This window comes from Acinetobacter sp. 1424608, from assembly GCF_000588255.1.
Classification (GTDB): Bacteria; Pseudomonadota; Gammaproteobacteria; order Pseudomonadales; family Moraxellaceae; genus Acinetobacter; species Acinetobacter nosocomialis.
Genome location: NZ_JFXL01000001.1, coordinates 261496 through 286586 on the forward strand (window position 1 = coordinate 261496; position 25091 = coordinate 286586).

22 protein-coding genes are annotated in these 25091 nt (G+C 38.7%); 9 read left to right on the forward strand and 13 right to left on the reverse strand.

What is annotated here, in order from left to right; genetic code table 11:
* Positions 1 to 21 precede the first annotated feature (21 nt).
* Positions 22 to 675, reverse strand: a complete 654-nt coding sequence (nfsB, locus tag J678_RS05980; RefSeq protein WP_004708144.1) for an oxygen-insensitive NAD(P)H nitroreductase — start codon at positions 673 to 675, stop codon at positions 22 to 24.
* Between the two features lie 138 nt (positions 676 to 813).
* On the opposite strand from nfsB, the gene J678_RS23810 reads away from it, so the two are divergent.
* Positions 814 to 1044: a hypothetical protein gene (locus J678_RS23810; RefSeq protein WP_002048982.1), complete on the forward strand. Its 231-nt coding sequence runs from the start codon at positions 814 to 816 to the stop codon at positions 1042 to 1044.
* 7 nt (positions 1045 to 1051) lie between these two features.
* On the opposite strand, the gene J678_RS05990 is transcribed toward J678_RS23810, so the two are convergent.
* Positions 1052 to 1771, reverse strand: a complete 720-nt coding sequence (locus tag J678_RS05990) for a UDP-2,3-diacylglucosamine diphosphatase (protein ID WP_017393262.1) — start codon at positions 1769 to 1771, stop codon at positions 1052 to 1054.
* A gap of 15 nt (positions 1772 to 1786) precedes the next feature.
* Positions 1787 to 2296 carry a peptidylprolyl isomerase gene (locus J678_RS05995; RefSeq protein ID WP_002049022.1) on the reverse strand — a complete coding sequence of 170 codons (510 nt, stop codon included), beginning with the start codon at positions 2294 to 2296 and terminating at the stop codon, positions 1787 to 1789.
* Between the two features lie 167 nt (positions 2297 to 2463).
* On the opposite strand from J678_RS05995, the gene J678_RS06000 reads away from it, so the two are divergent.
* Positions 2464 to 4191 (forward strand): glutamine--tRNA ligase/YqeY domain fusion protein, encoded by a 1728-nt coding sequence (locus J678_RS06000; RefSeq protein WP_002049025.1) that lies wholly within the window; start codon positions 2464 to 2466, stop codon positions 4189 to 4191.
* Positions 4192 to 4621: 430 nt separating this feature from the next.
* Here the strand turns inward: J678_RS06000 and J678_RS06005 are convergent, their stop codons facing one another.
* The 5 genes from J678_RS06005 to J678_RS06025 all read right to left on the reverse strand — a co-directional run bounded on the left by J678_RS06005 (position 4622) and on the right by J678_RS06025 (position 10903).
* Positions 4622 to 5344, reverse strand: a complete 723-nt coding sequence (locus tag J678_RS06005) for a glutamine amidotransferase (protein WP_002048996.1) — start codon at positions 5342 to 5344, stop codon at positions 4622 to 4624.
* A 164-nt stretch (positions 5345 to 5508) separates the two neighbouring features.
* Entirely contained in the window at positions 5509 to 6324 is an 816-nt protein-coding gene (eutC, locus tag J678_RS06010) for an ethanolamine ammonia-lyase subunit EutC (protein WP_017393261.1), read from the reverse strand.
* A 10-nt stretch (positions 6325 to 6334) separates the two neighbouring features.
* A complete protein-coding gene (locus J678_RS06015; RefSeq protein ID WP_017393260.1) occupies positions 6335 to 7720 on the reverse strand; it encodes an ethanolamine ammonia-lyase subunit EutB in 1386 nt (461 codons plus the stop codon).
* Positions 7721 to 7734: 14 nt separating this feature from the next.
* Complete coding sequence (eat, locus tag J678_RS06020; protein ID WP_032027196.1) at positions 7735 to 9171, reverse strand: ethanolamine permease; 1437 nt, start codon at positions 9169 to 9171, stop codon at positions 7735 to 7737.
* A gap of 220 nt (positions 9172 to 9391) precedes the next feature.
* Positions 9392 to 10903, reverse strand: coding sequence for an aldehyde dehydrogenase family protein (locus tag J678_RS06025; RefSeq protein ID WP_017393258.1), 1512 nt, complete (start codon positions 10901 to 10903; stop codon positions 9392 to 9394).
* Between the two features lie 142 nt (positions 10904 to 11045).
* Here J678_RS06025 and J678_RS06030 point away from each other — a divergent pair, with 142 nt between their 5' ends.
* Positions 11046 to 12236: a helix-turn-helix domain-containing protein gene (locus J678_RS06030; protein ID WP_017393257.1), complete on the forward strand. Its 1191-nt coding sequence runs from the start codon at positions 11046 to 11048 to the stop codon at positions 12234 to 12236.
* Here the strand turns inward: J678_RS06030 and J678_RS06035 are convergent.
* The gene (locus J678_RS06035) at positions 12233 to 13201 is read right to left on the reverse strand and encodes an alpha/beta hydrolase (protein ID WP_017393256.1); all 969 of its coding nucleotides are present in this window, start codon (positions 13199 to 13201) and stop codon (positions 12233 to 12235) included. The genes J678_RS06030 and J678_RS06035 overlap by 4 nt on opposite strands.
* A gap of 195 nt (positions 13202 to 13396) precedes the next feature.
* Positions 13397 to 14569 (reverse strand): iron-dependent methanol dehydrogenase, encoded by a 1173-nt coding sequence (mdh, locus tag J678_RS06040; protein ID WP_017393255.1) that lies wholly within the window; start codon positions 14567 to 14569, stop codon positions 13397 to 13399.
* A gap of 230 nt (positions 14570 to 14799) precedes the next feature.
* On the opposite strand from mdh, the gene J678_RS06045 reads away from it, so the two are divergent.
* The 3 genes from J678_RS06045 to J678_RS06055 all read left to right on the forward strand — a co-directional run bounded on the left by J678_RS06045 (position 14800) and on the right by J678_RS06055 (position 17856).
* Positions 14800 to 16512: an AAA family ATPase gene (locus tag J678_RS06045; RefSeq protein WP_017393254.1), complete on the forward strand. Its 1713-nt coding sequence runs from the start codon at positions 14800 to 14802 to the stop codon at positions 16510 to 16512.
* 43 nt (positions 16513 to 16555) lie between these two features.
* The gene (locus J678_RS06050) at positions 16556 to 16915 is read left to right on the forward strand and encodes a 5-carboxymethyl-2-hydroxymuconate Delta-isomerase (RefSeq protein ID WP_001120983.1); all 360 of its coding nucleotides are present in this window, start codon (positions 16556 to 16558) and stop codon (positions 16913 to 16915) included.
* Positions 16916 to 17004: 89 nt separating this feature from the next.
* On the forward strand, positions 17005 to 17856 hold the full coding sequence (locus J678_RS06055) for an AraC family transcriptional regulator (RefSeq protein WP_017393253.1): 852 nt from the start codon (positions 17005 to 17007) through the stop codon (positions 17854 to 17856).
* Positions 17857 to 17884: 28 nt separating this feature from the next.
* On the opposite strand, the gene thiM is transcribed toward J678_RS06055, so the two are convergent.
* The 3 genes from thiM to J678_RS06070 all read right to left on the reverse strand — a co-directional run bounded on the left by thiM (position 17885) and on the right by J678_RS06070 (position 20312).
* The gene (thiM, locus tag J678_RS06060; RefSeq protein ID WP_017393252.1) at positions 17885 to 18712 is read right to left on the reverse strand and encodes a hydroxyethylthiazole kinase; all 828 of its coding nucleotides are present in this window, start codon (positions 18710 to 18712) and stop codon (positions 17885 to 17887) included.
* Between the two features lie 33 nt (positions 18713 to 18745).
* Complete coding sequence (locus tag J678_RS06065; protein ID WP_004708163.1) at positions 18746 to 19903, reverse strand: hypothetical protein; 1158 nt, start codon at positions 19901 to 19903, stop codon at positions 18746 to 18748.
* Positions 19904 to 20054: 151 nt separating this feature from the next.
* Entirely contained in the window at positions 20055 to 20312 is a 258-nt protein-coding gene (locus tag J678_RS06070; protein WP_000420541.1) for a hypothetical protein, read from the reverse strand.
* Between the two features lie 319 nt (positions 20313 to 20631).
* On the opposite strand from J678_RS06070, the gene pepN reads away from it, so the two are divergent.
* The 3 genes from pepN to J678_RS06085 all read left to right on the forward strand — a co-directional run bounded on the left by pepN (position 20632) and on the right by J678_RS06085 (position 25089).
* Positions 20632 to 23238, forward strand: a complete 2607-nt coding sequence (pepN, locus tag J678_RS06075; RefSeq protein ID WP_017393251.1) for an aminopeptidase N — start codon at positions 20632 to 20634, stop codon at positions 23236 to 23238.
* 541 nt (positions 23239 to 23779) lie between these two features.
* A complete protein-coding gene (locus J678_RS06080; RefSeq protein WP_004886579.1) occupies positions 23780 to 24310 on the forward strand; it encodes a spore coat U domain-containing protein in 531 nt (176 codons plus the stop codon).
* A gap of 74 nt (positions 24311 to 24384) precedes the next feature.
* Positions 24385 to 25089: a molecular chaperone gene (locus J678_RS06085; protein ID WP_017393250.1), complete on the forward strand. Its 705-nt coding sequence runs from the start codon at positions 24385 to 24387 to the stop codon at positions 25087 to 25089.
* Positions 25090 to 25091: the final 2 nt, after the last annotated feature.

Here is a 25091-nt window from a genome sequence, read left to right on the forward strand (position 1 = left end):
TTCTTTTGAACTCTGCTAATCTTATAAATGTGTAAAAATAACTTCATCTGGCAGACGAGATTTTGGCAACTTCGCATTGAAATCATTTTCACTTCTATAGCCAAGTGAGACAATGACAGAGCTACGTAAGCCTTTTTCTTTTAAGCCAAATTCTTCATTTAAAACATCTTCGTCGAAGCCACCCATTGGGGTTGCATCTATGCCTTCAAGACCAGCTGCAAAAAGTAGTTGTCCTAAAGCGATAAAAGTTTGGTTTTCCATCCAGCCAAATAAATTTTTTTGTTCATTGCGATAAAACTCAACGTAGCCATGACGTGTATCTTTTTGACCAAGTTTTGCTTTTTCATCTTTAAATCGACCGCTTAAATCATCTTGCTCAAGTAATTGATTTAAATATTCGGGTGAAATATCTGTTCTTGTACAAAATACAAGCGTATGTGATGACTCAAGAACTTTAGGAGCATTATAGGCATATCGCCCTGTTAAGGCTTTAGCAATGCGTTCTTTAGCAGCAAGATTGTCAGCCACCAAGAAATGCCAAGGTTGAATATTCACTGAAGAAGGTGTGAAGCGTAAAATTTCTAATAATTTATTGAATTTTTCTTGAGGAATTTTTTTCTCAGGATCATACGCTTTTGTGGTGTAGCGACTTTTAACCGTATTTAGTAAATCCATACTTACTCCATGTCAATCTTATTACAATCGAAGTGTTCTCATCTTTGGCATGATACGCGATTTTATAAGAAAACATCTGCATTTTAATGTGATAAAGAAATATAATACTTATATAAATTTTTTAATAATTTATTGAAAATGTTTGATTTAATGCCCAAAGATGCAAAGAGTAAGCTGCGAGAAATTAGAGTTGTTAAAGCCTTTATTATTCTTATATTTGTATTGAGTCTTCTTATTTTATATATTGATTATCACAATCATGCATATATAAGTTGGAAATTTATATTTATTGCTAGTATGTGTGTGATTTACGATTCTGATTTAAATAAAAAAATTAAAGAATTAAAAGTTCAAATAAAAAGTGACTAATTTCTAACTAATAATTCCAGACAATCAATTCGAGCTGTTGCGTATTTGAAGAGGGATCAATTTCTAAAATTTGTGCGTGATCTTCTTTCCAGTCACCGAGTACAATTCGTTGTTTGTTCTGTACTTTATGAATAGCTGGACGATGAGTGTGTCCATGAATAAGTATGTCTATATCTTTTAGGGCGGAGAGCACGGCTTGTTCATTCACATCCATAATCTCATAACTTTTGTGTTGTTTGTCGGAATGACTTCTTTTGCGGAAACCATTGACAAGTTTCGTGCGGAAACTTAGAGGTGTTCGACGTAAAAAAGCGACTAAAAGGGGATTTCGAATAATTTTTTTAAATCTTTGATAAGAAATATCATCTGTACATAGCGCATCGCCATGTTCTAGACGGTATTGGTGGCCTGCAATATTAAGATAATAAATATCTGGGAGTAATACACCATTAAACTTATTGAGGAAAACCTGATTTAGAGCAAAGTCGCGGTTACCGACTTGAAAGTAAACACGATTACCTTTTTCATTAAAAGCTTTTAAAGCTTCGACAATTTCGTCGAGCCAAGGAGCTGAATAATCGTCACCAATCCAAGCATTAAACCAGTCACCTAAAATATAAAGCTGTGTTTGTTTATTTTGATAATGTACCAACAAATCTAAAAACCCTCGAACGAGTCGAGGGTGTTCAGGTGACAAATGTAAATCTGAAATAAACAGATAGGTCACAGCTTTATCCTAAAATTATTCAGAAATAATTTTAGCAGATTCGATAACAACGTTTTCTAAAGGAACGTCAGCGTGATAACCACGGTTACCTGTACGTACACTTTTGATCGCGTCTACAACGTCCATACCTTCAACAACTTTACCGAATACAGCATAACCCCAACCTTGTGCAGTTTTTGAAGTATGGTTCAAGAAAGAGTTGTTTTTTACATTGATGAAGAATTGTGCAGAAGCAGAGTGTGGCGCTTGAGTACGTGCCATAGCAATTGTACCAACATCGTTACTTAAACCATTGTCAGCTTCGTTTTCAATTGCATCACGAGTTGCTTTTTCTTTGAAGTTTTCATCCATCCCGCCGCCTTGGATCATGAAACCATCAATGACACGGTGGAAAATAACGCCGTCATAAAAACCGTCACGTACGTATTCTAAAAAGTTTGCTACTGTTTTTGGTGCTTTTTCAGTATTTAGTTCAAGAACAATACGACCTTTATTGGTGTTTAATTCGACTTGAGGAAAACTCATTACATTAATCTCCTAAACATGGGCTTATGACCATGGGTTTTTGGTTGAGAGAAGCATAAGCAAACTGTAAACTACAAGGCAAGTAAAAAACGTTAAAATCTTTGTGAAAAATGAAGATAGCGTTTATTTTTTCGAAATTTTATCTACAAAGAAGTGATTGATACACTATGAAGCCTAATGATGTTGTCTCGAACCTGCCAAACAACCCGACACCGAATACTCATGCCTCTGTCGATTCTGCGCAGCAAGAACAACAGGCTGGATTAGATTTTGTTCGCCAAGTCATTACTGATGATTTAGCTGCCGGACGTACCAAACAAATCGTAACTCGTTTTCCGCCAGAACCAAATGGTTATTTACATATTGGTCACGTAAAAGCAATCTGTCTAAACTTTGGTGTTGCAGAAGAGTTTGATGGACTCTGTAATTTACGTTTTGACGATACGAATCCAGATGCAGAAGAACAAGAATACGTTGATGGTATCGCCAATGATGTGAAATGGCTTGGTTTTAACTGGAATGGTGAACCTCGCTATGCTTCTGGTTATTTTGATCAGCTTTATGCATGGGCAATTCAATTGATTGAGCAAGGTGATGCATATGTTGATTTGCAGTCTCCAGAAGAAATTAAATTAAACCGTGGTAGTTTTGTTGAACCAGGGAAAAACTCGCCGTATCGTGATGCATCTGTTGAAGAGAACCTTGCTCGCTTTGAACAAATGCGCAGCGGTGAACTAAAAGAAGGTGAAGCTGTTTTACGCGCTAAAATTGATATGGCAAGCCCGAACGTGCATATGCGTGATCCAATTTTGTATCGTGTCTTGCATTCAGAGCATCATCAAACTGGCGACAAATGGAAAATCTACCCAATGTATGATTATGCTCATCCATTGTCTGATGCAATTGAAGGAATCACGCATTCACTTTGTACATTGGAATTCCAAGATCACCGTCCATTCTATGACTGGATTGTTGAAAAGGTTAAGTCTAAAGCTGTTCCGCACCAATACGAATCATCTCGTTTGAATGTAGATTACACCATTACTTCTAAACGTAAATTACGTAAGTTGGTTGAAGGTGGTTATGTAAATGGTTGGGATGACCCTCGTATGCCAACAGTTGTTGGTATGCGCCGTCGTGGTTTTACACCAGAAGGCTTACGTGATTTCTGTAAACGTGTAGGTGTGTCTAAAACTGACGGTATTGTTGATGTTGCAATGCTTGAGTTCTGTATTCGTCAATCTTTGGAGAATACAGCAGCGCGTGGTATGGCTGTGTTAGATCCTTTAAAAGTGACACTTACAAACTTACCGGAAGATTTAGACCTTACACATGCGCGTCATCCAAATGTCGATATGGGTGAGCGTGTCATTCCATTAACTAAAGAAATCTATATTGACCGTAAAGATTTTGAAGAAGTACCGCCAAAAGGCTTTAAGCGTTTAATTCCGGATGGTGAAGTTCGTTTACGCCATGCATATGTAATTAAGTGTGATGAAGTCATTAAAGATGCAAATGGTGAAGTTGTTGAGCTGAAGTGTTCAATCGATCCAGACACTTTGGGCAAGAATCCTGAAGGTCGTAAAGTAAAAGGCGTGATTCACTGGGTATCTGCAAGCAAGGGTATTCCTGCTGAAGTACGTATTTATGATCGTTTATTTACAGAGGCTGACCCTGAAACTGGTGATGATTTCTTAGCGAATTTAAATCCAGATTCTTTGAAAGTCGTTCAGGCTGTGATTGAACCTGCTTTAGCTCAAGCGAAACCAGAAGACCGTTTCCAATTTGAACGTGAAGGTTATTTCGTTGCGGATCAACATGATCATACTCCTGAAAAACCTGTCTTCAACCGCGTTCTTGATTTGAAAGACAGCTTCAAACCTGAGAAAAAGTAAGAGATTGCTTATCTCTTACTTTTTCGCAAGACGAACAACATATTGTGAGTCAACAACAGATATTAAAAAAGCCCAACTGTAAGGTTGGGCTTTTTTCGGAGGTCTTCTCATCATAATATTCTTTTTCTTTATGATTTCGCTTCCTTGGCAAAAGAGCTTAGGTAGGATTAATCACATAAAAGTAAAGAACTAATAGTATGAGAAGCATTGTTGAAAGCATTAAGTAAGTATTGACCGTATTAAAGCTTTTAAGAAACTTCCAGATATCCATAGTAAATCAGCGTATATTTTATGTTACAAATTAATAATACACTGAAACTTTTCTGAAATGTTTCTAAAAATAAAATATAAAGTTTCTTTGTTTAAAAAATAGTCATAAAATACCAAGTGGTAAAAAATAATATTCATTAAACATTAGAAATTACTTCACTTATGCACTATAACCAATTCTTTTCAAGAATTTTTGAATTAATTCAAATGCAGCGTGTTCAAGTGCAGGGGCATATTCGATATTTTGCTCACGCAATTTAGGAATGGAAATTCCAGCATTACGAAGTTCACATGTGTGACCAATAAGCCATTTTTCAAAGTTTTCTTGAGTCGTCTCAATGTGGAACTGTAAAGCAAGAATATTATTACCCACTTCAAAGGCTTGGTTAGTATAAATATCTGAACTCGCCAAAAGGGCTGCATTTTCAGGAAGGTCGAAAGTATCACCATGCCAATGTAAAACATGGATATTATTAAGCAAAGGCGATAATACCTGATTAGGGCGTAAACTTAAGCTTAAAGCTCCCCAGCCAATTTCTTTTTGATGGCCTGCATATACTTTGGCACCAAGTGCATGAGCTATAAGCTGTGCACCTAAGCAAATGCCAAGTGTTGGTTTATCTGCTGCCAAACGTTGTTTGAGTAAAGCGATTTCATCTTTTAAAAATGGATAATCTTCAGTTTCATAAACTCCAATTGGACCACCTAAAATAATAGTTAAACCGTCATGGGCGAAAGCAGGAGTTAAATCATCTACACCAGCTTCAAAATAACGGACGCGAAAACCAAGTTGATAAAAGACATCTTCTAATGAACCTAAGTCTTCGAAAGCAAGATGCTGAATGGCATAAATAGTTTTAGGAAAGGCGTTTGTAGTACTCATACAAATGATTCATAGAAGATCAATAGGTGGAGTATAGCGATAAATATAAAGAAGAAAATATCCATATAAATCGTCAATACCTGAAAATTGCTATTTTTCGTTAAGATAATCTTGTTACGCAGAAATATTTTGTAGGTAAGAAATATCTATGCGTAACCTACTATTTAAAATAAAAGCTTTGAGTTTTCATTATGGTCGATATTTGAAAGTTGATGTTCATCTTTTAAATTTACTCCTGAAAAGCCAAGCTGCTTCGATTTTTTCATGAGTGCCATTAAACGTTGTACCGCAACTGGAATACTTAAGCCTGCTGAACGGACGTTGGAAATACAGTTGCGTTTGGAGTCAAGGCAACCTGAATATGCATTCCATGTGTAGTAAACTCCCATACTGTCAGGAGAACTTAAACCTGGGCGCTCTCCAATAAGCATAACCAGCATGGAGGCTTTAAAAATTTCTGCAACTTCATCGCCTAAAGCAACTCGGCTTCCTGTTGCAAATATAATTGGCGCAAGGCTCCAGTTTTCTTGTTGAATATGTTCGCTTAGCATTGCAATAAATGCGATAGCATTTGCTTCAATCGCTCTTGCAGAGAGACCGTCACCTACCACAATACAAACATCATACTGCTGTGGGTTTTTTGCATACTCTTTAATTAAGGTTTCTTTTGATGGGTTTGAAAGCTGACGACCCCAATCTGGGCGTTTAAGATAAATTTCCTTATTAGCAGCATTACTTTGAATATGAAGAGTTTGAAGTTGCTTGTGCTGTAATTGTTCAGACAAGTAGGGAACATCCATATGTTGATAAACAGCATCTTTTGCTTGCGCATGAGACAACTGGAACTCAAGTAAGGCCCGTGTTGGGATACTGCAACCTGCACGACCTAAAGCAATACGGGCATCAGTAAACTCTTTAAGTTTTTCCCACTGATCCTGATGGGTAGAGGACGGATATTGAATATCACGGTTCAGTTTCATGGTGTTCCCCCTAGTTCATGAGCAGACGAGAGAATTGGTCAGGCATGTGGTCTGCCCAACAAATTTGAGAGTTTTGCTGTTTAAAAATCCCTTGTTGTTCAAGCCAAGCGGAGAACTCAGGAGCGGGTTTTAAACCGAGGAGTTGTCTTAAATAGAGAGCATCATGGAATGAAGTGGTTTGATAGTTGAGCATGACATCGTCTGAACCCGGAATTCCCATAATGAAGTTAATGCCTGCGGCGCCAAATAGAGTAAGAAGCACATCCATATCATTTTGGTCGGCATCGGCATGGTTGGTATAACAAATGTCGCAGCCCATTGGTACGCCAAGCAACTTACCGCAGAAGTGATCTTCTAAACCTGCACGTATAATTTGTTTACCGTTAAATAGGTACTCGGGGCCAATAAAGCCGACGACTGTATTTACCAAAAGTGGGTTATATTTACGAGCCACTGCGTAGGCCCGAGTTTCTAAGGTTTGCTGGTCAACGCCGTGATGTGCATTGCTAGATAGGGCACTCCCTTGACCCGTTTCAAAGTACATAACGTTGTGTCCAATGGTTCCGCGCTTGAGTGCGAGGGTGGCTTCATATCCTTCTTGTAATAAATCGAGCGAGATACCAAAACCTTCGTTTGCCAGTTGGGTACCAGCGATTGATTGAAACATTAAATCAATTGGCACATTTTTTTCAGCAAGTTGAATGCCTGAGCTGATATGTGTGAGCACACAAGATTGCGTCGGAATTTGATATTCCTGAATGACATGGTCAAGTAGTTTTAGTAGCTCTGACAAATTATGCAGGTTATCCGTGGCAGGGTTAATACCAATCACGGCGTCACCATTGCCATACATCAAACCATCTAAAATACTGGCTGAAATACCGAGCACATCATCGGTAGGGTGATTAGGTTGTAAACGGGTAGAAAGATGACCTTTTAAACCAATGGTGTTACGAAACTGGGTAATGACTTCACATTTGCTGGCGACATAAATCAAATCTTGATTGCGCATAATTTTGCTGACAGCAGCCACCATTTCTGGAGTTAAACCTGATGCTAAAGCTTTTAAGCTTTGGGCAGTTGCATCTTCTCCAAGTAACCAATTTCGAAAATCACCTACTGTAAAGTGTGAAATAGGGGCAAAAGCAGCCAGATCATGTTCATCAATAATTAGTCGTGTAATTTCATCAGTTTCATAATCGACCACAACTTCGTTCAAAAAGGTTTTAAGTGGTACATCGGCCAAAGTCATTTGTGCCGCAACATGTTCGGTTGCGTCTCTGGCCGCTACACCTGCTAATTCATCGCCAGAACGTAGCGGTGTAGCTTTTGCCATCAAGGTCTTCAAGTCAGCAAAGTGATACTGTTGATTGGCGACAATATTGCGATAACTCATAGTTACATCCTTTTTTATAGTTCTTGTTCTGCGGCTTTAATATTTGCAAACTCTTCTTCTGGGGTGCCTTTCACTAAATGATAACGGCTATAGAGTAAAAAGTAAGCAATAAATACGACATAAATAGCGGCAGCAATAAACCAAACTTTCGGATTAACAACAAAGCCCGCAACTACAGCAGCGACTGCTAGAATTAAGGCAATACTTGAAGTAACGATTCCTCCAGGAGTTTTATAAGGACGAGGCATGTCGGGGTTAGATAGGCGTAGTTTGATGTGGGATAAAAGAATCAACACATAGGAAATGGTGGCACCAAAAACCGCGATTAAAATCAGTGAATCACCTTCTTTGGTAAGTGAAAGCAAGAACCCAATAATGCCCGGAATAATAATTGCGAGATAAGGGGCTTTATTTTTATTGGTTAAAGAGAGTGAAGTAGGTAAGTAACCAGCACGAGAGAGTGCAAAAATTTGACGTGAATAGGCATAGATAATTGAAAAGAAACTCGCGATTAAACCTGCTAAACCAACAAAGTTAACAAAAGTCGCAAGCCAAGTGTTGGTGCCATAAACTTTAACCAGGGCATCGACGAGGGGAGCGCCTGAGTTTTGCAAAGTACTTGCACCAGCTGCGCCCGCACCCAAGAATAAAATGAGCATTGCAAACGCCGTTAAGATGAGCATTGCACCGATTAAACCGCGTGGGAGAGATTTTGCTGGATCTTTTGCTTCTTCGGCTGCTAATGGCACACCTTCAACTGCAAGGAAAAACCAGATTGCAAAAGGAACAGCGGCCCAGATGCCTAAATAGCCATGAGGTAGAAAACGACTTGCGCCAGCTGCTGTGCCAACAGGAATATCTAACAGATTTTGTGTATTAAAATGTGAAACCATTGCCACAATAAACACAACCAGAGCAACAGCTGCGACAAGTGTAATTGCGAACATAATTTTTAAGGCTTCGCCGGCACCTTTCAGATGTATGCCCATAAAAATGGCATAGCAGGCGAGGTAAATCATCCAGCCATTTATACCAAATAAAGATTCGCAATAACCGCCAATAAATACGGCAATAGCAGCAGGGGCAATCGCATATTCAATTAGAATGGCTGTTCCTGTTAAATAGCCCCCAAAAGGGCCAAAGGCAGCACGTGCAAAACTATAACCGCCACCTGCTGTCGGCATCATGGTAGACATTTCCGACATAGAAAGACACAGACATAAGTACATAAGCGCAGCGAGTGCAGTGGCAATAAACATTCCGCCCCAACCACCTTGAGCAATACCAAAGTTCCAGCCAGCAAAATCACCCGATATCACATAAGCTACGCCTAAACCAATCAGGAGTAACCAACCAACCGTACCTTGTTTGAGTTGACGCTGAGCAAAATATTCTGCTGATGAGACTTCTGTGCTTGAAGAAATGACGGAAGCTGTTTCTGGTTGATTCATACAATACTCCTGCGAGTGGATTTGTATGAATCAATGCAAAAGCAATGCCTAAATGAAGCTCTTCAGAGAGTAGATGGAGCTTTTTTATTCTAAATGATAAAAATTCAAGCTTAACAACCGTAAATAAAGAAGCCAGCAATCTAAATTACTGGCTTCTTATATAATTAGTCATCTTACTTCTTTCTAGTGTTGATAGTTTGGTATCAACTTGGTGCGAAACTTAGAAGAAGCCCATTGGTTTAGTTGAATAACTCACCAACAAGTTTTTAGTTTGTTGATAATGATCTAGCATCATCTTATGGTTTTCGCGGCCAATACCAGACTTCTTGTAACCACCAAATGCAGCATGTGCAGGGTAGATGTTGTAGCAGTTTGTCCAAACACGGCCAGCTTCAATAGCACGACCAGCACGATAAGAAATATGGGCTGAACGTGACCATACACCTGCACCTAAACCATACATAGTGTCATTGGCAATTTTAATTGCATCGTCAAAGTCTTTGAACGTTGTCACAGCAAGTACAGGTCCAAAAATTTCTTCTTGGAAAACTTGCATGCTGTTGTGACCTTTAAAAATAGTCGGATCAACATAGTAACCATCGCCTACTTCTTTACGGCCGCTACCGCCAAGTAAGAGCTCTGCACCTTCTTCACGACCAGTGTTAATACAACGTAAGATTTTCTCTTGCTGTTGTAGAGATGCTTGAGCACCAATCATCGTTTCAGTATCAAGTGGATGACCAGTTTTAATACGTTTTACACGCTCGACGGCCATCTCTAAGAACTGATCAGCAATGCTTTCTTGTACTAAAGCACGAGAAGGGCAAGTACATACTTCACCTTGGTTTAAGGCAAACATGGCAAAACCTTCAAGCGTTTTTTCTAAGAAGTCATCTTCTTTGTCCATGATATCTTCAAAGAAAAGGTTTGGTGACTTACCGCCAAGTTCTAAGGTGACTGGAATAATATTTTCAGTCGCATATTGCATCACCATTTGTCCAGTTTGAGTTGAACCTGTGAACGCAATTTTGGCAATACGTGGGTTTGTCGCTAAAGGACGGCCGACTTCTGAACCGAAACCATTGACAATATTAAGTACACCCGGCGGTAAAATATCTTGGATCAGTTCAGCTACTAACAAAATACCCACCGGCGTTTGCTCAGCTGGCTTAATCACGACACAGTTACCAGCAGCTAAAGCAGGTGCCAGTTTCCATGCTGCCATCAAAATTGGGAAGTTCCATGGAATGATTTGACCAACTACACCGAGTGGTTCGTGGAAATGATACGCAATGGTATCTTCATCAATTTCAGAGATGCCACCTTCTTGAGCACGAATACATCCAGCGAAATAACGGAAATGGTCAATCGCAAGTGGAAGGTCAGCTGCTAAAGTTTCACGTACTGCTTTACCGTTATCCCAAGTTTCTGCAACAGCAAGCATTTCAAGATTTGCTTCTAAACGATCAGCAATTTTTAAAAGTATATTTGAGCGTACCGTTGGTGAGGCTTTATTCCATGTTGTTTTCGCTTTGTGCGCTGCATCTAGAGCGAGTTCAATATCTTCGGCACTAGAGCGTGGAATACGTGTAAAAGCTTTTCCGTCAACAGGAGATACATTGTCAAAATACGCACCCTTTACAGGTGCTACCCATTCACCGCCAATAAAATTTTCGTATTGTGATTTAAATTGAACTTTTGAGCCTGGTTGATTTGGATCGATATAGCGCATATAAATATTCCTTTGCTTTTTAGGACTAAAGACTAACAAGAACCCTGTCAGTAGGTACTTTCGTACTTTGTATAATTAGGATATAAAGAAGAAGGTTGGAGAAAGGTTGGAATAGAAATGTGGATATATAAGGAATTTACAAATGTTCACAAAAAAGGATTTATTGCAGCAACGGACGTTGATTGATCAACTGCGCACGCAAAATAGTCTCTCTCCTCAAAACGCTGCCAAACTCGGCCAAAGTATTGCAAGCTCGTGGGAACGATCAGCTTCTGCTGCGATTCCTAAAGAACGTTTTGCGGCTCCATTAGTCGAGAAAAAAACTGCTTCACAAAATGCCTTAGATATGGCTTTAAGCCAATGTGCCGATGACTTACGACATATTGCAGAACAGTCTTCAATGGTGATTGCTGTCGGTGATATCGGCAGTACGATTATCTGGACGGCACCAAGTGCTCAAATGCAAAGTGCTGCTGAACGTGTACATTTTGTACAAGGTGGGCAGTGGCGTGAAGAATTTGTAGGCACAAATGCCTTGGCTTTATCCTTAAAAACTCAACAATCAAGCTGTGTTTTTTCAAATGAACATTATATGGAATCGATTCATGATTGGGTGTGTTATGCCGCGCCGATTATCGATCCATACTCGAAACAAACTCTTGGTGTCGTTGATTTATCAACTACATGGAAGAACCATAATAGTTTAGGAATTCTGGCTGCTGAACGTTGTGCATCCATTATTCAGTCTGCTTTGCTAGAGCAGCAGCGCCAGCAATTACATATCCGTGCATTTTCAACGCCACAAGTTAAATTTAATGGCAAAAGTTTGTTATTAACACCGCGTCAAATTGAAATTTTAACCATATTGGCGTTATGTCCACATGGTTTAACTTTAGAGCATCTTTATCAGGCGCTTTATGGCGAACGTAAAGTCAGTATGGGTACGCTTAAAGCTGAAATGTCTCAACTACGAGATATTTTGGGTGGTTTACTTGGTTCTCGTCCATATCGTTTACTTGTACATGTAGAGGCCGATTTTTTACAAGCTGAACAAGCACTCGATGCGGGATATGCAGCCTCGGCTTTGCAGCTTTACACAGGTGTATTTCTGGCAAAAACTGAAAGTCCATTTTTATGTGCATGGCGTGACTGCCTTGAATCACGTTTAAGCGATGCGATTTTTAAAACCCAAGAAACGGATTTATTACTTAAGCATTTAGCTCATTTCCCTGAAGCAATCGATGCGGTAGAACGTCTTATGGAGTTAGTATCGAGCGAACATCCCGCGCATCAATTGCTGATGAAATACCTTGACTCACCTAAGCTCAGTTAAGTGATTTTTTGATCCAGCCACTGAAACAATTGTTGATAGACTTGTTCTCGTACTGGCTGGGCCGAAAGGACTAAATCATGCAACCCATTGTGAATAGAGACAACAGAGACATCGCCTTTGATTTTTTTACCAAATTTTTCAATGTCTTTAACGTCTAAAATTACATCGCTTTGAGTCGCATCTGCTCCCCATTTTTTAGGGTTTTTAGTCTGGTGAGAATGCATAATCAGGGCGGGAATATTCAGTTTAACCCCGCGATGTATTTCTTTTTGTGCCGTATGAATCGCATGTAAAAAGCTGAGTTGAACCGTAGGGGCAGAGGTAGGTTTCCAATCCAGATTAAAGTCCCATTCGCCCTTGAGCTGTTTGTGAAGGCTCGCGGTGTACCATTTGTTTAATTGGCTTGGGAATTTAACTTTTGGCAGATATTTTCCTACTCGACTGAGCATTGGAATACCAAATTTTTTTTCGACTAAACTTAAATTAAAGTCGTAAAACGGACTATTCGCCCATAGCGCTTTAATCAAAGGGTGATTCGGGTGATGGGCTGCATAAAGCGTCGCCGTTAAGCCACCAGTAGAGTGGCCTGCAAGCAAGACTTGTGTATGCTTTTCTTCACCAATAATCTCTAATGCTTGTGTAATTTCGGCGTCGTATTCATTTAAATCAAGCACATTATAGAAAATTTGATGAGGTAGCTTTGAGCGGCCATATTTTCTTAAATCAAGTGCATAGAAGTCGTAACCATGAGCATTGAATTGCTCAGCCATTTCGGTTTGAAAAAAATAATCTAGAAAACCATGAATATAAAGTACGGCTTTTTGAGTCGATTGAGCGGCTTTTTTACGGACTAATGTAGCTACAACTTTCCCTTCATAATCATCAGGAAAACTAAGTGTGAGCTGTTCGTAGCCAGCACCTAAAATATCTGGGACATAAGTTTGATTAGCTGAAGATGTATTCATTTTTATCGAGCTATTGTAATTAAGACATGCTGAGTATCCTTCAATGAAATGGGCAAATTGTCAATCAGGTTTATACAAGGTTGGAGTATAGGTTCTAAAAAAAGGGAATACCGCTGGAGCTAAGTATTCCCCAAAAAAGTAAGTCAACGGTCGGAGGGATTTGACTTACTAGAGGGACATGCTATTACATCAGGATTAAAGAGCTGCTTTGAAAATCTCCACAACTTGAGCATGATTAGCTTTACGAGGGTTGGTCAGCATACATGCATCTTTCTGAGCATTATCTGCCATGACCGCAAGGTCTTCATTTTTCACACCTAGCTCTGTTAAACCAGATGGAATACCAATTGATGAAGACAGTTTACGAATGGCGTCAATTGCAGCATAAGCAGCTTCCATCACTGTTAACCCGTGAGTTCTTACACCCATTAACTCGGCGATTTTTGCGTAACGATCTGGGCAAGCAATTAAGTTAAATTCACAAACGTGTGGTAACAAGATTGCATTACATACGCCGTGAGGTAGGTTGTAAAAACCGCCTAATTGGTGCGCCATTGCATGAACATAACCTAAAGATGCGTTGTTAAATGCCATGCCAGCCAAGTATTGTGCATAGCTCATTGCATCACGCGCTTCGATGTTTTCACCATTTGCGACAGCAGGTTGGAGCCATTGGCTAATCATGGTTATGGCTTTTTCTGCACACGCATCAGTAATCGGGTTTGCCGCCGTAGAAACATATGCTTCAACTGCATGAGTTAGTGCATCCATACCTGTTGCAGCCGTTAAACCCGCTGGTTTTGCAATCATGAGTTTCGGGTCATCGATCGCAATAAGTGGGGTACAACGCCAGTCAACAATTGCCATTTTTACGTGAGTGTCTGTATTGGTAATAATACAGAAGCGAGTCATTTCAGATGCAGTACCTGCTGTTGTATTCACTGCAATCAGTGGTGTCATTGGTACTTTACTTTTATCGATGCCTTCGTAGTCACGAATATGACCACCACCTGCAGTGACCAAACCAATTCCTTTCGCACAGTCATGAGATGAACCACCGCCTAGCGAGACAATAAAGTCACACCCATTGTCGTTATAGGCTTTCACGCCATTGTGAACATTAATATCGGTTGGGTTAGGTTCCGCGCCCGGGAAAATATGGCTCGCTACGCCTGCTTCGGTTAAATAGCTTGCAATAAGATCTGCAACGCCAAATTTAAATAGCCCTTCATCGGTCACAATTAATGCTTTTTTTGCGCCGAGATTTTGTGCTTTTGTACCAATTTCTTTGGCACATCCTGGACCAAAGAGTGATACGCAAGGAATATAAAAACCGTTTGTTTGATCTGCAATATTTTTAAAAGCCATGGAGTGATTCCTTTTTCCATAAATCCATTGTTTGTTATTACAGGTGAGCCTCACCATGGGCTTAGTATTGTGATGTGTAGATTATTTTCCTACCTACCAAAAACCTACCAAATATAAACTTGATGTTAGTAGTTGATTTATATTGTTTTTATAGAAAGTTTGGTTCATTCATTTAAATTTTTCGGGAAAATCGTTAAGCTATGGGCTGTTGAAGATGTACATATGAGATTATGAAACAGGAAACTGCACTTAAACTGCTCAAAGCAGGTGAAAATGTTTTTTTAACCGGTTCGGCTGGTGCAGGGAAAACCTATACACTCAATCAGTACATCCAATATCTAAAAGCACGTAAAGTGCCTGTAGCTATTACAGCATCGACAGGTATTGCTGCAACGCATATGAACGGTATGACCATTCATACGTGGGCGGGCATCGGCATTAAAGATCAGTTAACTGACGACGATCTAAAACGTATGAAAGAGCGTAAATACCTCAAGGAACACCTTGAAAATGCGCAAGTTCTCGTCATTGATGAAATCTCGATGTTACATGCAAAGCAGCTCAATCTGGTCAATCAGGTTTTAAAATATTTTAAAGAAAGTGATGAAGCTTTTGGTGGCATTCAAGTGATTGTGGCTGGAGACTTTTTTCAGTTGCCACCTGTAGGCCGTAATGGTGAAGCTAATCGCGATAAGTTCTGTTTTATGTCAGATGCATGGGTCGAAGCTAAATTCCGCGTATGCTATTTAACAGAACAGCACCGTCAAGACGATGAAATTTTAAATCAGATTTTAAATGCCATCCGTGCGCAAAGTATTCAAGCTGAACATTTGCAAGCTTTACATCAATCACGTGCACATGACATTGGTGAGACATTTACTCGTCTTTATACGCACAATATGGATGTCGACAATATCAATTATCAGCACTTAAATGAAATTGATAATGAAGGACATCAATTTAATGCAGTTTTAGATGGTAATGAAAAACTATTAGAAACTTTAAAATCATCAGTTCGTGCACCAGAAGAACTTACTTTGAAAAAGCATGCCAAAGTCATGTTTGTAAAAAACAACTTTGATATGGGTTATATCAACGGAAGTTTAGGTGAAGTGATCGGTTTTGAAGAAGATGACGAAAACGGGTTATTACCAAAAGTAAAATTAACTGACGGCACAACTTTGCTGGTCGCACCTGAAACATGGTCAATTGAAAATGAAGCCGGAAAAGTCATTGCAAGTTTCCAGCAAATTCCACTTCGTTTGGCATGGGCGATTACTATTCATAAAAGCCAAGGTATGACTTTGGAAGCTGCTGAAATTAACCTGATGCATACCTTTGAAAAAGGGCAAGGTTATGTTGCGCTCTCACGTTTGAAATCTTTAACAGGATTAAAATTATTAGGATTTAATGAACAAGCTTTAGAGTTAGATAGTCTTGCTGTAAAAGCCGATCGCCGTTTTCAGGAATTATCGGCTGAAGCCGAAGATAATTTTGCTGATGTCGATTTAACCGCCCAGCACAAAGCCTTTATCCGTCACTGTGGTGGCACCTTAAATGAAACCGAGATTTCTCGTAATGAGAAGAAACTCGCAAAAGGTGGTAAGCAAAATTATGCTACGGCAACGCTAGACGAGACACGTGTCTTGTTTGAAGAAGGTTACGAAATTGAAGATATTGCTCATGAACGTGGTCTAACACCTGCAACCATTATTAATCACTTGGCTCGACTGCATAAAGAGCAAAAACTAGATATTTCGGTTGCTCACCCAGGTGAAGAAGTGGTCGAAGAAGTCCGTAAAATTTATAAGAAGTTGAAAAAGCGTCAAAATCCAGATCATTTTTCTGATGATGGTTCGATCAAACTAAGACCAATTGTTGAAGCAACTAGCCCTCGAATGGGATATGATCAAGTTCGATTAGCTTTATTATTTATTGAATAAAGTTTAATGGGTTTAATGACTTATTATATAAATTGAGGTGGCTATGCCGCACGTTGTAGTTGATTATTCAGATAACTTAACTGGACTAAATGCAAAACAATTACTTGAAGAAATTAATACCACGTTGATTGAAACAGAGTTGTTTAGTCCAGAAGACATCAAAAGCCGTGCACGTAAAGATGAAGTTTTTCTGATTGGCTTAGGGGTTGATCAAGCTTATATTCATGTAAAGGCGTATATTTTGTCTGGAAGAACTGCCGAACAAAAACAGCTTATGGGGGAGCAATTGTTGGCGGCGCTCAGCAACAAAAAATATCTACCACAAGAGTTTAATAAAGAAATTCAATTGTGTGTTGAGCTTATCGACATGCCAAGAGACGATTATTTTAAGCAAGTTGTATAATTCTAAAAAACGCAATTTCGATCAAGAATAGCGATGAGCACTATGTAAAAGTAGTGCTATCGAATGAACAGACATGCAGACATGAATGTATGGCTGTATATACACAAAAGCTGCAACTGGTTTGCGATTATATTCAAAGACATCTAGATGAAGACCTAGATGTTGATCGATTGAGCCAGATCGCAGCTTTATCTAAGTTCCATTTTCATCGCATTTTTGCCATTCATATTGGTTTAAATGTGATGAAGTTTATTCAACTTTCTCGTTTAAAGCGGGCCTCATTTCAATTGGCTTTTGAACCTGATCTCAAGATTATTGAGATTGCATTACAAGCAGGGTTTGATAGTCCAGAGGCATTTACTCGTGCATTTAAGCGTTCATTTGATCAAACTCCTCGAGCTTTTAGAGATAAACCGGACTGGGAATCTTGGCATCAGAAGTTTGTTTTTACGATTCCGAAAAGTGAGTTAAAAATGAATGTAAATATTGTTGAGCGACCTGCTGAAAAGATTGCGTATTTATCGCATTTAGGAAGCCCTGATAAAGTCTTTGAAACGGCTGCACGTTTTATTGCTTGGCGCAAAGAAACAGGTTTGTCACCAGTGACCAAGTCTAGAACTTATGGTATTCCTTTTGCTGACCCTGAACAGACTCCATCTGATGAGTTTCGATTTGATATTGCCGGTTCAATTGAAAAGGCTGTACCTGAAAATAGTTACGGCGTACAGACAGGTGAAATTCCTGCGGGGCGTTATGCAACCGTAAGACATTTAGGTAGTCATGACCAGATTAAAGATAGCGTCTATTACATCTTTAGAAACTGGTTACCTGAGCAACCAGAAGAGGCAGGTGATTATCCGGTTTTCTTTCACTATCATAACTTTGTGCATGATGTGAATGAATGTGACCTTGTGACAGATATCTACTTACTTTTAAAGTGAGTCTAGTGTCATTCAGGCATAACTTAGGTTATGCCTGTTTATTTAAAAGTTTGATATCTGCATATTGCTCAATCAGATTGTCATCTAGCATATGGATATAATCCATAAATATGCTACTAAAACTACCCATCGTTTGTGCTTGATTTGCAGCAAGTTTACCTGCAATTGCAAAATGAATATGAGCTGAAAGAGCTGCAATAGTTGGTGTCGTCACAGCGCTATAGGCTGCAATTAATGCACCCAAAGCGCAGCCAGTTGCGGTAATTTTGGGTTGTAACGGGCTTCCACCATTTACTTGAATCACAGCATCTATTTCGTTAGATAAAATGTAATCTGATTCACCTGAAATAGCGATACAGCTTGCATGCGTTAACAGTGAAAAAGCTTGTTGATAAGCTTGGTCACTGCTTAAAGTGCTGTCTACACCTTTTGATTGAACCTGATTGCCTGCAAGCGTGCTAATTTCTGAGGCATTACCACGTATAACGTTTGGTTTGAACTGCAAAAGCTCGTCTGTCATTTGACTGCGCCAAGCTAAAATTGGTCCGTAGCCCACCGGATCGAGTACCCACGGTACTTCATTAAGCTGTGCGGTCTTAGCAGAGATTTGCATGGCTTGCATTTGCTCTGAAGTCGGTGTACCTAAATTAATGCTTAAAGCCGATGAAATTTTGGTAAAGCTTTCTGCTTCATAAGGATTATCAATCATGGCAGGGGAAGCACCAGAAGCGAGTAACACATTGGCTGTATAGTTGGCAGCAACACTGTTGGTAATACATTGCACAAGAGGCGTTTTTGCCTGCATGTTTTGCCAAGCTTCAATCACCTGTTCAATGAGGTTGGATGTCGAAGTCATCTGATAATCCTTATTAAGCCAGAGATAAGAAATTTAACGTGTAAAATAGTGATCTTGATGTTTACAGTTTTGGCAAATCAACGACACATAATCTGCTGCATCATAGTCAACACTTAGATCATTTGAACCACAGTACATACAGCGTTTAACCGAATAAAAGTTTAACCGAGGTTCAATTTTTCGCCATGCTTTCCATACAGGTTGTACAAAAATCTGTTCGTCATAACCTAAAAAGCGGTTAAACAATATGTGGCTCATTTTACTGTAAGGAATATTGTAAGGGCGTGGCAACATTGAAGTTTCCCACTTTTCAGCCAAAGCCCGTTCCCGATATTGCTCTAAAGTTTTCTTTAATAAATTGGTGTTAATAAACTTTTCATTTCGTGGCTGTAGCGCCTTTTGTTTATAAAGGTATTCAAGTGCAGTCTGAATAAGATAATAAATTTGTCCAATTGCCAATGAGTCCATTAAACGGTAGCAAAAAGTTTGAAAATTAGAGCTTCCTGCAATTTGGATACCCCAAGTTCGGCAATAGAACTGGGTGAACTGAATAATTTCTTGGTAGAGCACCTGAAACAGCACATCTTTCACTTCATCGGCACTACGAAATGGAATACCAAGACTTAGGTTTTCATAAAACCAGTGACGTAGTTGCTGAGCTACACTAAATAAACTCGGGTCACTATAACCATCTAGACGAATATTTAAATAAAAGCACTGTGGTTCATCGGTTTGATCTTGTGCATTTAAAATCCCATCTTTATGAAGCTGTTTAATCAGATGGCTTTGGAACATCCAGTTGGGGGTAATCGGCTGATATTTTATCTGGTCCCAGTGAATGTATTCGTCATGAGCAATATCGTCTCGTGCGTAGTCATCAAGTAGGCTTAGTAAAAAAAGTTTATGTAAAAAACTCAGTTGTTCCAGACTGCGTTGTGGCTGATCTTTTGACTTAAACTGGCGTTGTTCTTGTAGGCGGGTTTGCTGTAAAAGTTTCTTTCTTTGTTTTGTGCATTGGTCACAGTGGCACGTCATTTTTGTGTCTTTAAATACACGATGTTGGCAATGGCTACATTCATGAAATTGAACGTCTTGCTCAAATTGTTCGGCATCTACCCAATACATCGACGCTTGGCAGAGAGGGCAATGGCTACTTTCATCTAGCTGTTTTTGTAGAATTTGTAAGGCCATTTTGCTCCGAGCGTTTAAATCAATCACGACTGACCTATTATACACAGCCGCATTGCCGATAGCTGTGATTGTCTTTTTGTTTGGTGCAAAAATAGAAAACCTAAAGTCTTTGCTTTGACTTTAGGTTTTCATAAGCGGTTAAAAGTTAAGATTAAACAGGGCACGGCAAGGTCTCATCATTTTGTCCAAGTTTTTTGGCATTAATCAGTGCCTGCACTTTTTTACTTGGTAATTTCACTTTACCTAAGGCGTCATAAGTATTAACGATAGTAGTTACCTCCTGAGCAGTCATTGAAATACCTTCGGCAGACAAGAACACGGCAATCACATGATGGTCGAGTCCTGCTGCATCTAGATCATGAATCGCTTTAATATTTTCTAATCGATGTAAATAAGCTTTTAATTCCATAGTGAGTTCCTCTTGTTCTGATTGAAATACTTATACTGATATATTGGATAAGGCAAGAACCATGCCCAAAATGTAAGCAGCTCCTCAAAAATGTTAAAAGCGAAAGGAGTTTTATTTTTATTGTATAGATTGATTATATAAACAGCGATTATCGTAATTTTGGTCTAATCTGTGCTAATAAAAGACGATTCTAATTTGAAATGTATAAATGAAGTCCCATTAATTTTATAAAGGTAAACAAACATAGTATGTATGAATGTGTATGATCAAATTCATAAAATTCGTACTACGGTTTCCGAAAAGTATATAAGGAATAAAGATGAATATTGCGGCGCAGCCTCCAGTTCAGGCAGATCAAACAGTTTATTTAAAAGATTATCAAAAACCTGCGTTCTTGGTTGAATCAATTAATCTTGATATTCAAGTCTATGACGATAAAACAATTGTTGATTCAACATTGGTCATGAAGCGTCAAACTGCCGGAGACTTGGTGCTATTGGGCCGTGATCTTGAGTTGCAATCTATTCAGCTCAATGGCCAAGATCTTACTCCTGCACAATATTCACTCGATAGTGAACAACTGGTGATCACTGATGCACCAGATGAAGTCATTTTACAAACTCAAGTTATTATTCACCCTGAAACCAATACTCAGCTTGAAGGTTTATATAAAGCTGGTGACTTATTTGTAACGCAAAATGAGCCTGAAGGTTTCCGCAAAATTACCTTCTATCCAGACCGTCCAGACGTACTTTCAGTTTTTACGACACGTGTAGAAGCAGACAAAAAATATCCAGTATTACTTGCTAACGGTAACTTGCTTGAAACAGGTGAAGTTGGTGAAAACCGCCACTTTGCGATCTGGCAAGACCCGACTAAAAAGCCAAGCTATTTGTTTGCTTGTGTGATTGGTGATTTAGCTGTTCTTAAAGATCGTTATACCACTTCAGAAGGGCGTGATGTCGCTTTAGAAATCTATGCGATTGAGAAAGATATTCCAAAATGCCATATCGCGATGGAAGCATTAAAGCATTCTATGCGTTGGGATGAAGAACACTACGGTCGTGCTTATGATCTCGACAACTATATGATTGTGGCGGTGAGCCAGTTCAACATGGGTGCAATGGAAAATAAAGGTTTAAATATCTTTAATACCTCATGTGTACTTGCCGATGAAGAATATACAACTGACGCAGCGATTATGCGTGTACAGTCTGTGATTGCCCATGAATATTTCCATAACTGGACAGGGAACCGTATTACTTGCCGTGATTGGTTCCAGTTGTGCTTAAAAGAGGGACTAACCGTATTCCGTGATCAATCTTTCTCGGAAGATCTGCAATCTGCTGCGGTTCAACGTATTGACGATGTCGCTGTTCTTAAATCGCATCAATTCCCAGAAGATGCAGGTCCATTGTCGCACCCTCCACGCCCAGACCACTTTGTCGAAATTAATAACTTCTATACAGCGACTGTTTATGAAAAAGGTGCGGAAATTAACCGCATGATGTCGACATTACTGGGTAAAGAAAAATTCCGTCAGGGAACGGATGAATATTTCCGCCGTCATGATGGACAAGCCGTAACTGTAGAAGACTGGGTTGCAGCATTGTCAGCAGGTTCAGGTGTCGATTTATCTGCATTCTTAACTTGGTATAACCAACCAGGTACACCAAAGCTTGAAGCGAAAGGTGAATATGATGCAGCAGCACAAACTTACCGTTTAAGTTTTAAACAAAGCCTAAAAGCACATCCTAAATATCCAAACTTAAAAGCTGTTCCGATTCCTGTAGCGTTGGCGCTATTTAATGCTAAAACAGGTGAGCAATATACACTTCATAGCGACAGCCTATTTGTAAATGGTGTTAAAGATAGCGTGTATTTGTTTGACCAAGATGAAGCTACTATTGAGTTTACAGGAGTGACTGAGCAACCAGTTGCGTCGCTATTACGTAACTTCTCTGCACCTGTAAATCTGATATTCGATTACAGTGATGAAGAATTAGCATTCTTGATTCAGCATGAAACAAATGGTTTTAACCAATGGCAAGCAACACAAACCTTGCTTGAACGTATTTTGTTAGAAGATCACTCTGCGGATACTTATATTCAAGCTATTCAAAGTACATTGCCTGATTTAGTTGGTCGTGATCCACTTTTAGCATCTCGTTTATTTGATGTACCAACTGAAGGTTATTTGGGTAGTCGTATTGATCAAAACTATGCACCAGCCGATATTCATGTAAAACGTGAAGCCTTGCTGAATCGTTTAGCACAAGATTTGGGTTCATTCTGGAAAGAGACTTACCTTACCCTGGACCCAGACTTGCAAAAAGAATTTTCTTTAGCGATGGGTGTACGTGCATTAAAGAACATTATGCTTATGATGATGGCGCGTCAGGGCGACCAAAGTGCATTTGAATTGGCTTACGAGCAATATCAAAGCACAGGCAATATGTCTGAACGTTTAGGTGCGCTACGTGTATTAGTTTGGCAAAATGCGCCTCAAGCACAAGAAGCCCTTGCTGATTTCTATAACCGCTTTAAAGATGAAGCATTGTCTTTAGACCAATGGTTTATGATTCAGGCAGCAAACCCAAATGCCACAGTTGAGACAATTGAGTACTTAACTCAACATCCTGATTATGACTTAACTACGCCAAACCGTATTCGCGCCGTGAGTGGTGGTTTGTCAAATAACCCTGAAAATACGTGGGGCTTTGGTGTAGCTCACTTTATTCATCTTGCAGAATATCTGGACGAGAAAAACCCGATTTTAGGTTCACGCTTATTACAGGTGTTATCTCGTTGGTATACGCTTGCAGAACCTCAACGTACTCAAGTGCAACAGGCTTTACAAGCCTTGCAGCCTAAAGTGAAATCTAAAAATGTTTCTGAAACTTTAAATAGTATGTTGAGTATTTAATTATTTAAATATACTTAATAAAGGCCTCTTAAGAGGCCTTTATTTTTATATAAATTTCATAATAAAGAGTGTTCAATATTACCCATCATAAAAATTAGAATTATATACGCTCTATAATTTATTTTAGTTAAAGTGAGTTTTTAATGATTTATTTTAAATATATCTTTTAATGTGACAAAAAATAGAATAGTTAAATTTTAATCCTTATAGTTTTTATCTAAAAGACCTAAATTTTTGACATATTTATTTAAAATTTAGGAAATAAATTTTAATGGTAATTTATTAATTTTAAATAAATAAAATTCTTGTAATTTTGATTGTTAACTTTTGTTAATGTTTTGTTAGTTGGGGTAATGGTATTTTGTTAAATAGAAATAAAAATAAAAATATACTCATACATTTTAATTATTTTTATGTATGATGACTAAAATAGGATAAAAAATAAGCTTTAAAAGAGCAGTCAAATAAAAATGATTGTAAGGATAAGAGTTAATTTTTTTATATCTATTAATTCGACAATTTAGTTTAAAAGGTTTTAGACATGAAAAAGACTTTTTTTTATTTATCGGCAATTGCTGTAGGATTATTTTCTTTTAATGCAGCAAACGCCGCTACAGCAACGGGGACATTAACTGTTAAGGCGACAGTAACAAATAGTTGTGTTCTGAATACATCTGCAACAGGTACAACCACAAATGCTGTTTTGGACTTTGGTACTTTAAGCTCTCTCGCAACTAACGAAGATGCTGATACCACGACGACCGGAGGTACCTCAATTAAAGTCCTTTGTAACAATACTGTGCCATGGACTCTAGCTTTCGATGGCGGCAAAAATGCTCAAACGACCCAACGCCGTATGATTGGTGGTGCAACAAGTAACGAATATATCCCTTATAACTTATATTCAGATACAGGACGTGCCACTGCAATTGGAATTGCTACAACCGCTTATAGTGGTACAGGGAGTGGTGCGGTGCAAACAGTAAACGTATATGGTCGTATTCCTGCTGGCTCAGCATTGCCAAGTGCGGGTAGCTATGTTGATACGGTGACAATAACGGTAACTTATTAATTTGTATAAATTAGAAAAACTGTTAGCCCTTTTGAAAGGGCTAATATATTAAAAGATATATATTTGAGTAAAACATGAAAAAAAATATTTTTATTATTACGGGATTATTCTTATCTTTATCTACCATTATTAACGCAGCTACAATCCGTCTTTCACCAGTAACAGTGGAGATCTTAAGCCATCAGAAAGCATCTTCAATTAGTTTATATAATCAGTCAAATGAAAGTGCTGATTTACAGGTACGTATATTTGAATGGACTCAAAATAATGGGCAAGATCAATTAACGCCTACAGATGAAATCAATATTAGTCCACCTTTTTTAAAGCTAAAGCCTAATGAGTCTTATAATTTACGGGTAGTTAGAATTAATCCAGAGCCGATTTCTGGTGAAAAAACTTACCGTATTATTATTGATGAATTACCCAAACCTGTTGATAGCCGAAAAGCTTCTCAAGGTGTAAATGTATTGCTTCGTTCGTCATTACCTGTATTTGTTGTCAATAAAGATGCGATTACTCAACTAAATTGGAAAATTGATACTCATCAAAAAGAACCTTCCCTAAATATTAATAATGTTGGGAATCGACATGCACTGTTAAATGATTTAACGCTTGTAGATAACACAGAGAATAAGAGTTATCCGATTAAGGTAAATACAGTGAATGGCTATATTCTTGCAAAGCAAGCAAAAAGTTATTCAATTAGTAATTTTACATATCAGCCAAATCATAAATATAGTATTTCTCTGACAGTAAATGGTAAAAAAACCACACTTTAAGA

Excerpts from the sequence above, each read along its gene's own strand:
- pepN (WP_017393251.1), top strand. The coding sequence starts at position 20,632 with ATGAATATTGCGGCGCAGCCTCCAGTTCAGGCAGATCAAACAGTTTAT.
- J678_RS06065 (WP_004708163.1), bottom strand. The coding sequence starts at position 19,903 with ATGGCCTTACAAATTCTACAAAAACAGCTAGATGAAAGTAGCCATTGC.
- J678_RS23810 (WP_002048982.1), top strand. The coding sequence starts at position 814 with ATGTTTGATTTAATGCCCAAAGATGCAAAGAGTAAGCTGCGAGAAATT.
- eutC (WP_017393261.1), bottom strand. The coding sequence starts at position 6,324 with ATGAAACTGAACCGTGATATTCAATATCCGTCCTCTACCCATCAGGAT.
- J678_RS06080 (WP_004886579.1), top strand. The coding sequence starts at position 23,780 with ATGAAAAAGACTTTTTTTTATTTATCGGCAATTGCTGTAGGATTATTT.
- J678_RS06000 (WP_002049025.1), top strand. The coding sequence starts at position 2,464 with ATGAAGCCTAATGATGTTGTCTCGAACCTGCCAAACAACCCGACACCG.
- thiM (WP_017393252.1), bottom strand. The coding sequence starts at position 18,712 with ATGACTTCGACATCCAACCTCATTGAACAGGTGATTGAAGCTTGGCAA.
- J678_RS06055 (WP_017393253.1), top strand. The coding sequence starts at position 17,005 with ATGGCTGTATATACACAAAAGCTGCAACTGGTTTGCGATTATATTCAA.
- J678_RS05995 (WP_002049022.1), bottom strand. The coding sequence starts at position 2,296 with ATGAGTTTTCCTCAAGTCGAATTAAACACCAATAAAGGTCGTATTGTT.
- eat (WP_032027196.1), bottom strand. The coding sequence starts at position 9,171 with ATGAATCAACCAGAAACAGCTTCCGTCATTTCTTCAAGCACAGAAGTC.
- J678_RS06050 (WP_001120983.1), top strand. The coding sequence starts at position 16,556 with ATGCCGCACGTTGTAGTTGATTATTCAGATAACTTAACTGGACTAAAT.
- J678_RS06025 (WP_017393258.1), bottom strand. The coding sequence starts at position 10,903 with ATGCGCTATATCGATCCAAATCAACCAGGCTCAAAAGTTCAATTTAAA.
- mdh (WP_017393255.1), bottom strand. The coding sequence starts at position 14,569 with ATGGCTTTTAAAAATATTGCAGATCAAACAAACGGTTTTTATATTCCT.
- J678_RS06030 (WP_017393257.1), top strand. The coding sequence starts at position 11,046 with ATGTTCACAAAAAAGGATTTATTGCAGCAACGGACGTTGATTGATCAA.
- J678_RS06070 (WP_000420541.1), bottom strand. The coding sequence starts at position 20,312 with ATGGAATTAAAAGCTTATTTACATCGATTAGAAAATATTAAAGCGATT.
- nfsB (WP_004708144.1), bottom strand. The coding sequence starts at position 675 with ATGGATTTACTAAATACGGTTAAAAGTCGCTACACCACAAAAGCGTAT.
- J678_RS06035 (WP_017393256.1), bottom strand. The coding sequence starts at position 13,201 with ATGAATACATCTTCAGCTAATCAAACTTATGTCCCAGATATTTTAGGT.
- J678_RS06005 (WP_002048996.1), bottom strand. The coding sequence starts at position 5,344 with ATGAGTACTACAAACGCCTTTCCTAAAACTATTTATGCCATTCAGCAT.
- J678_RS06045 (WP_017393254.1), top strand. The coding sequence starts at position 14,800 with ATGAAACAGGAAACTGCACTTAAACTGCTCAAAGCAGGTGAAAATGTT.
- J678_RS06085 (WP_017393250.1), top strand. The coding sequence starts at position 24,385 with ATGAAAAAAAATATTTTTATTATTACGGGATTATTCTTATCTTTATCT.
- J678_RS06015 (WP_017393260.1), bottom strand. The coding sequence starts at position 7,720 with ATGAGTTATCGCAATATTGTCGCCAATCAACAGTATCACTTTGCTGAC.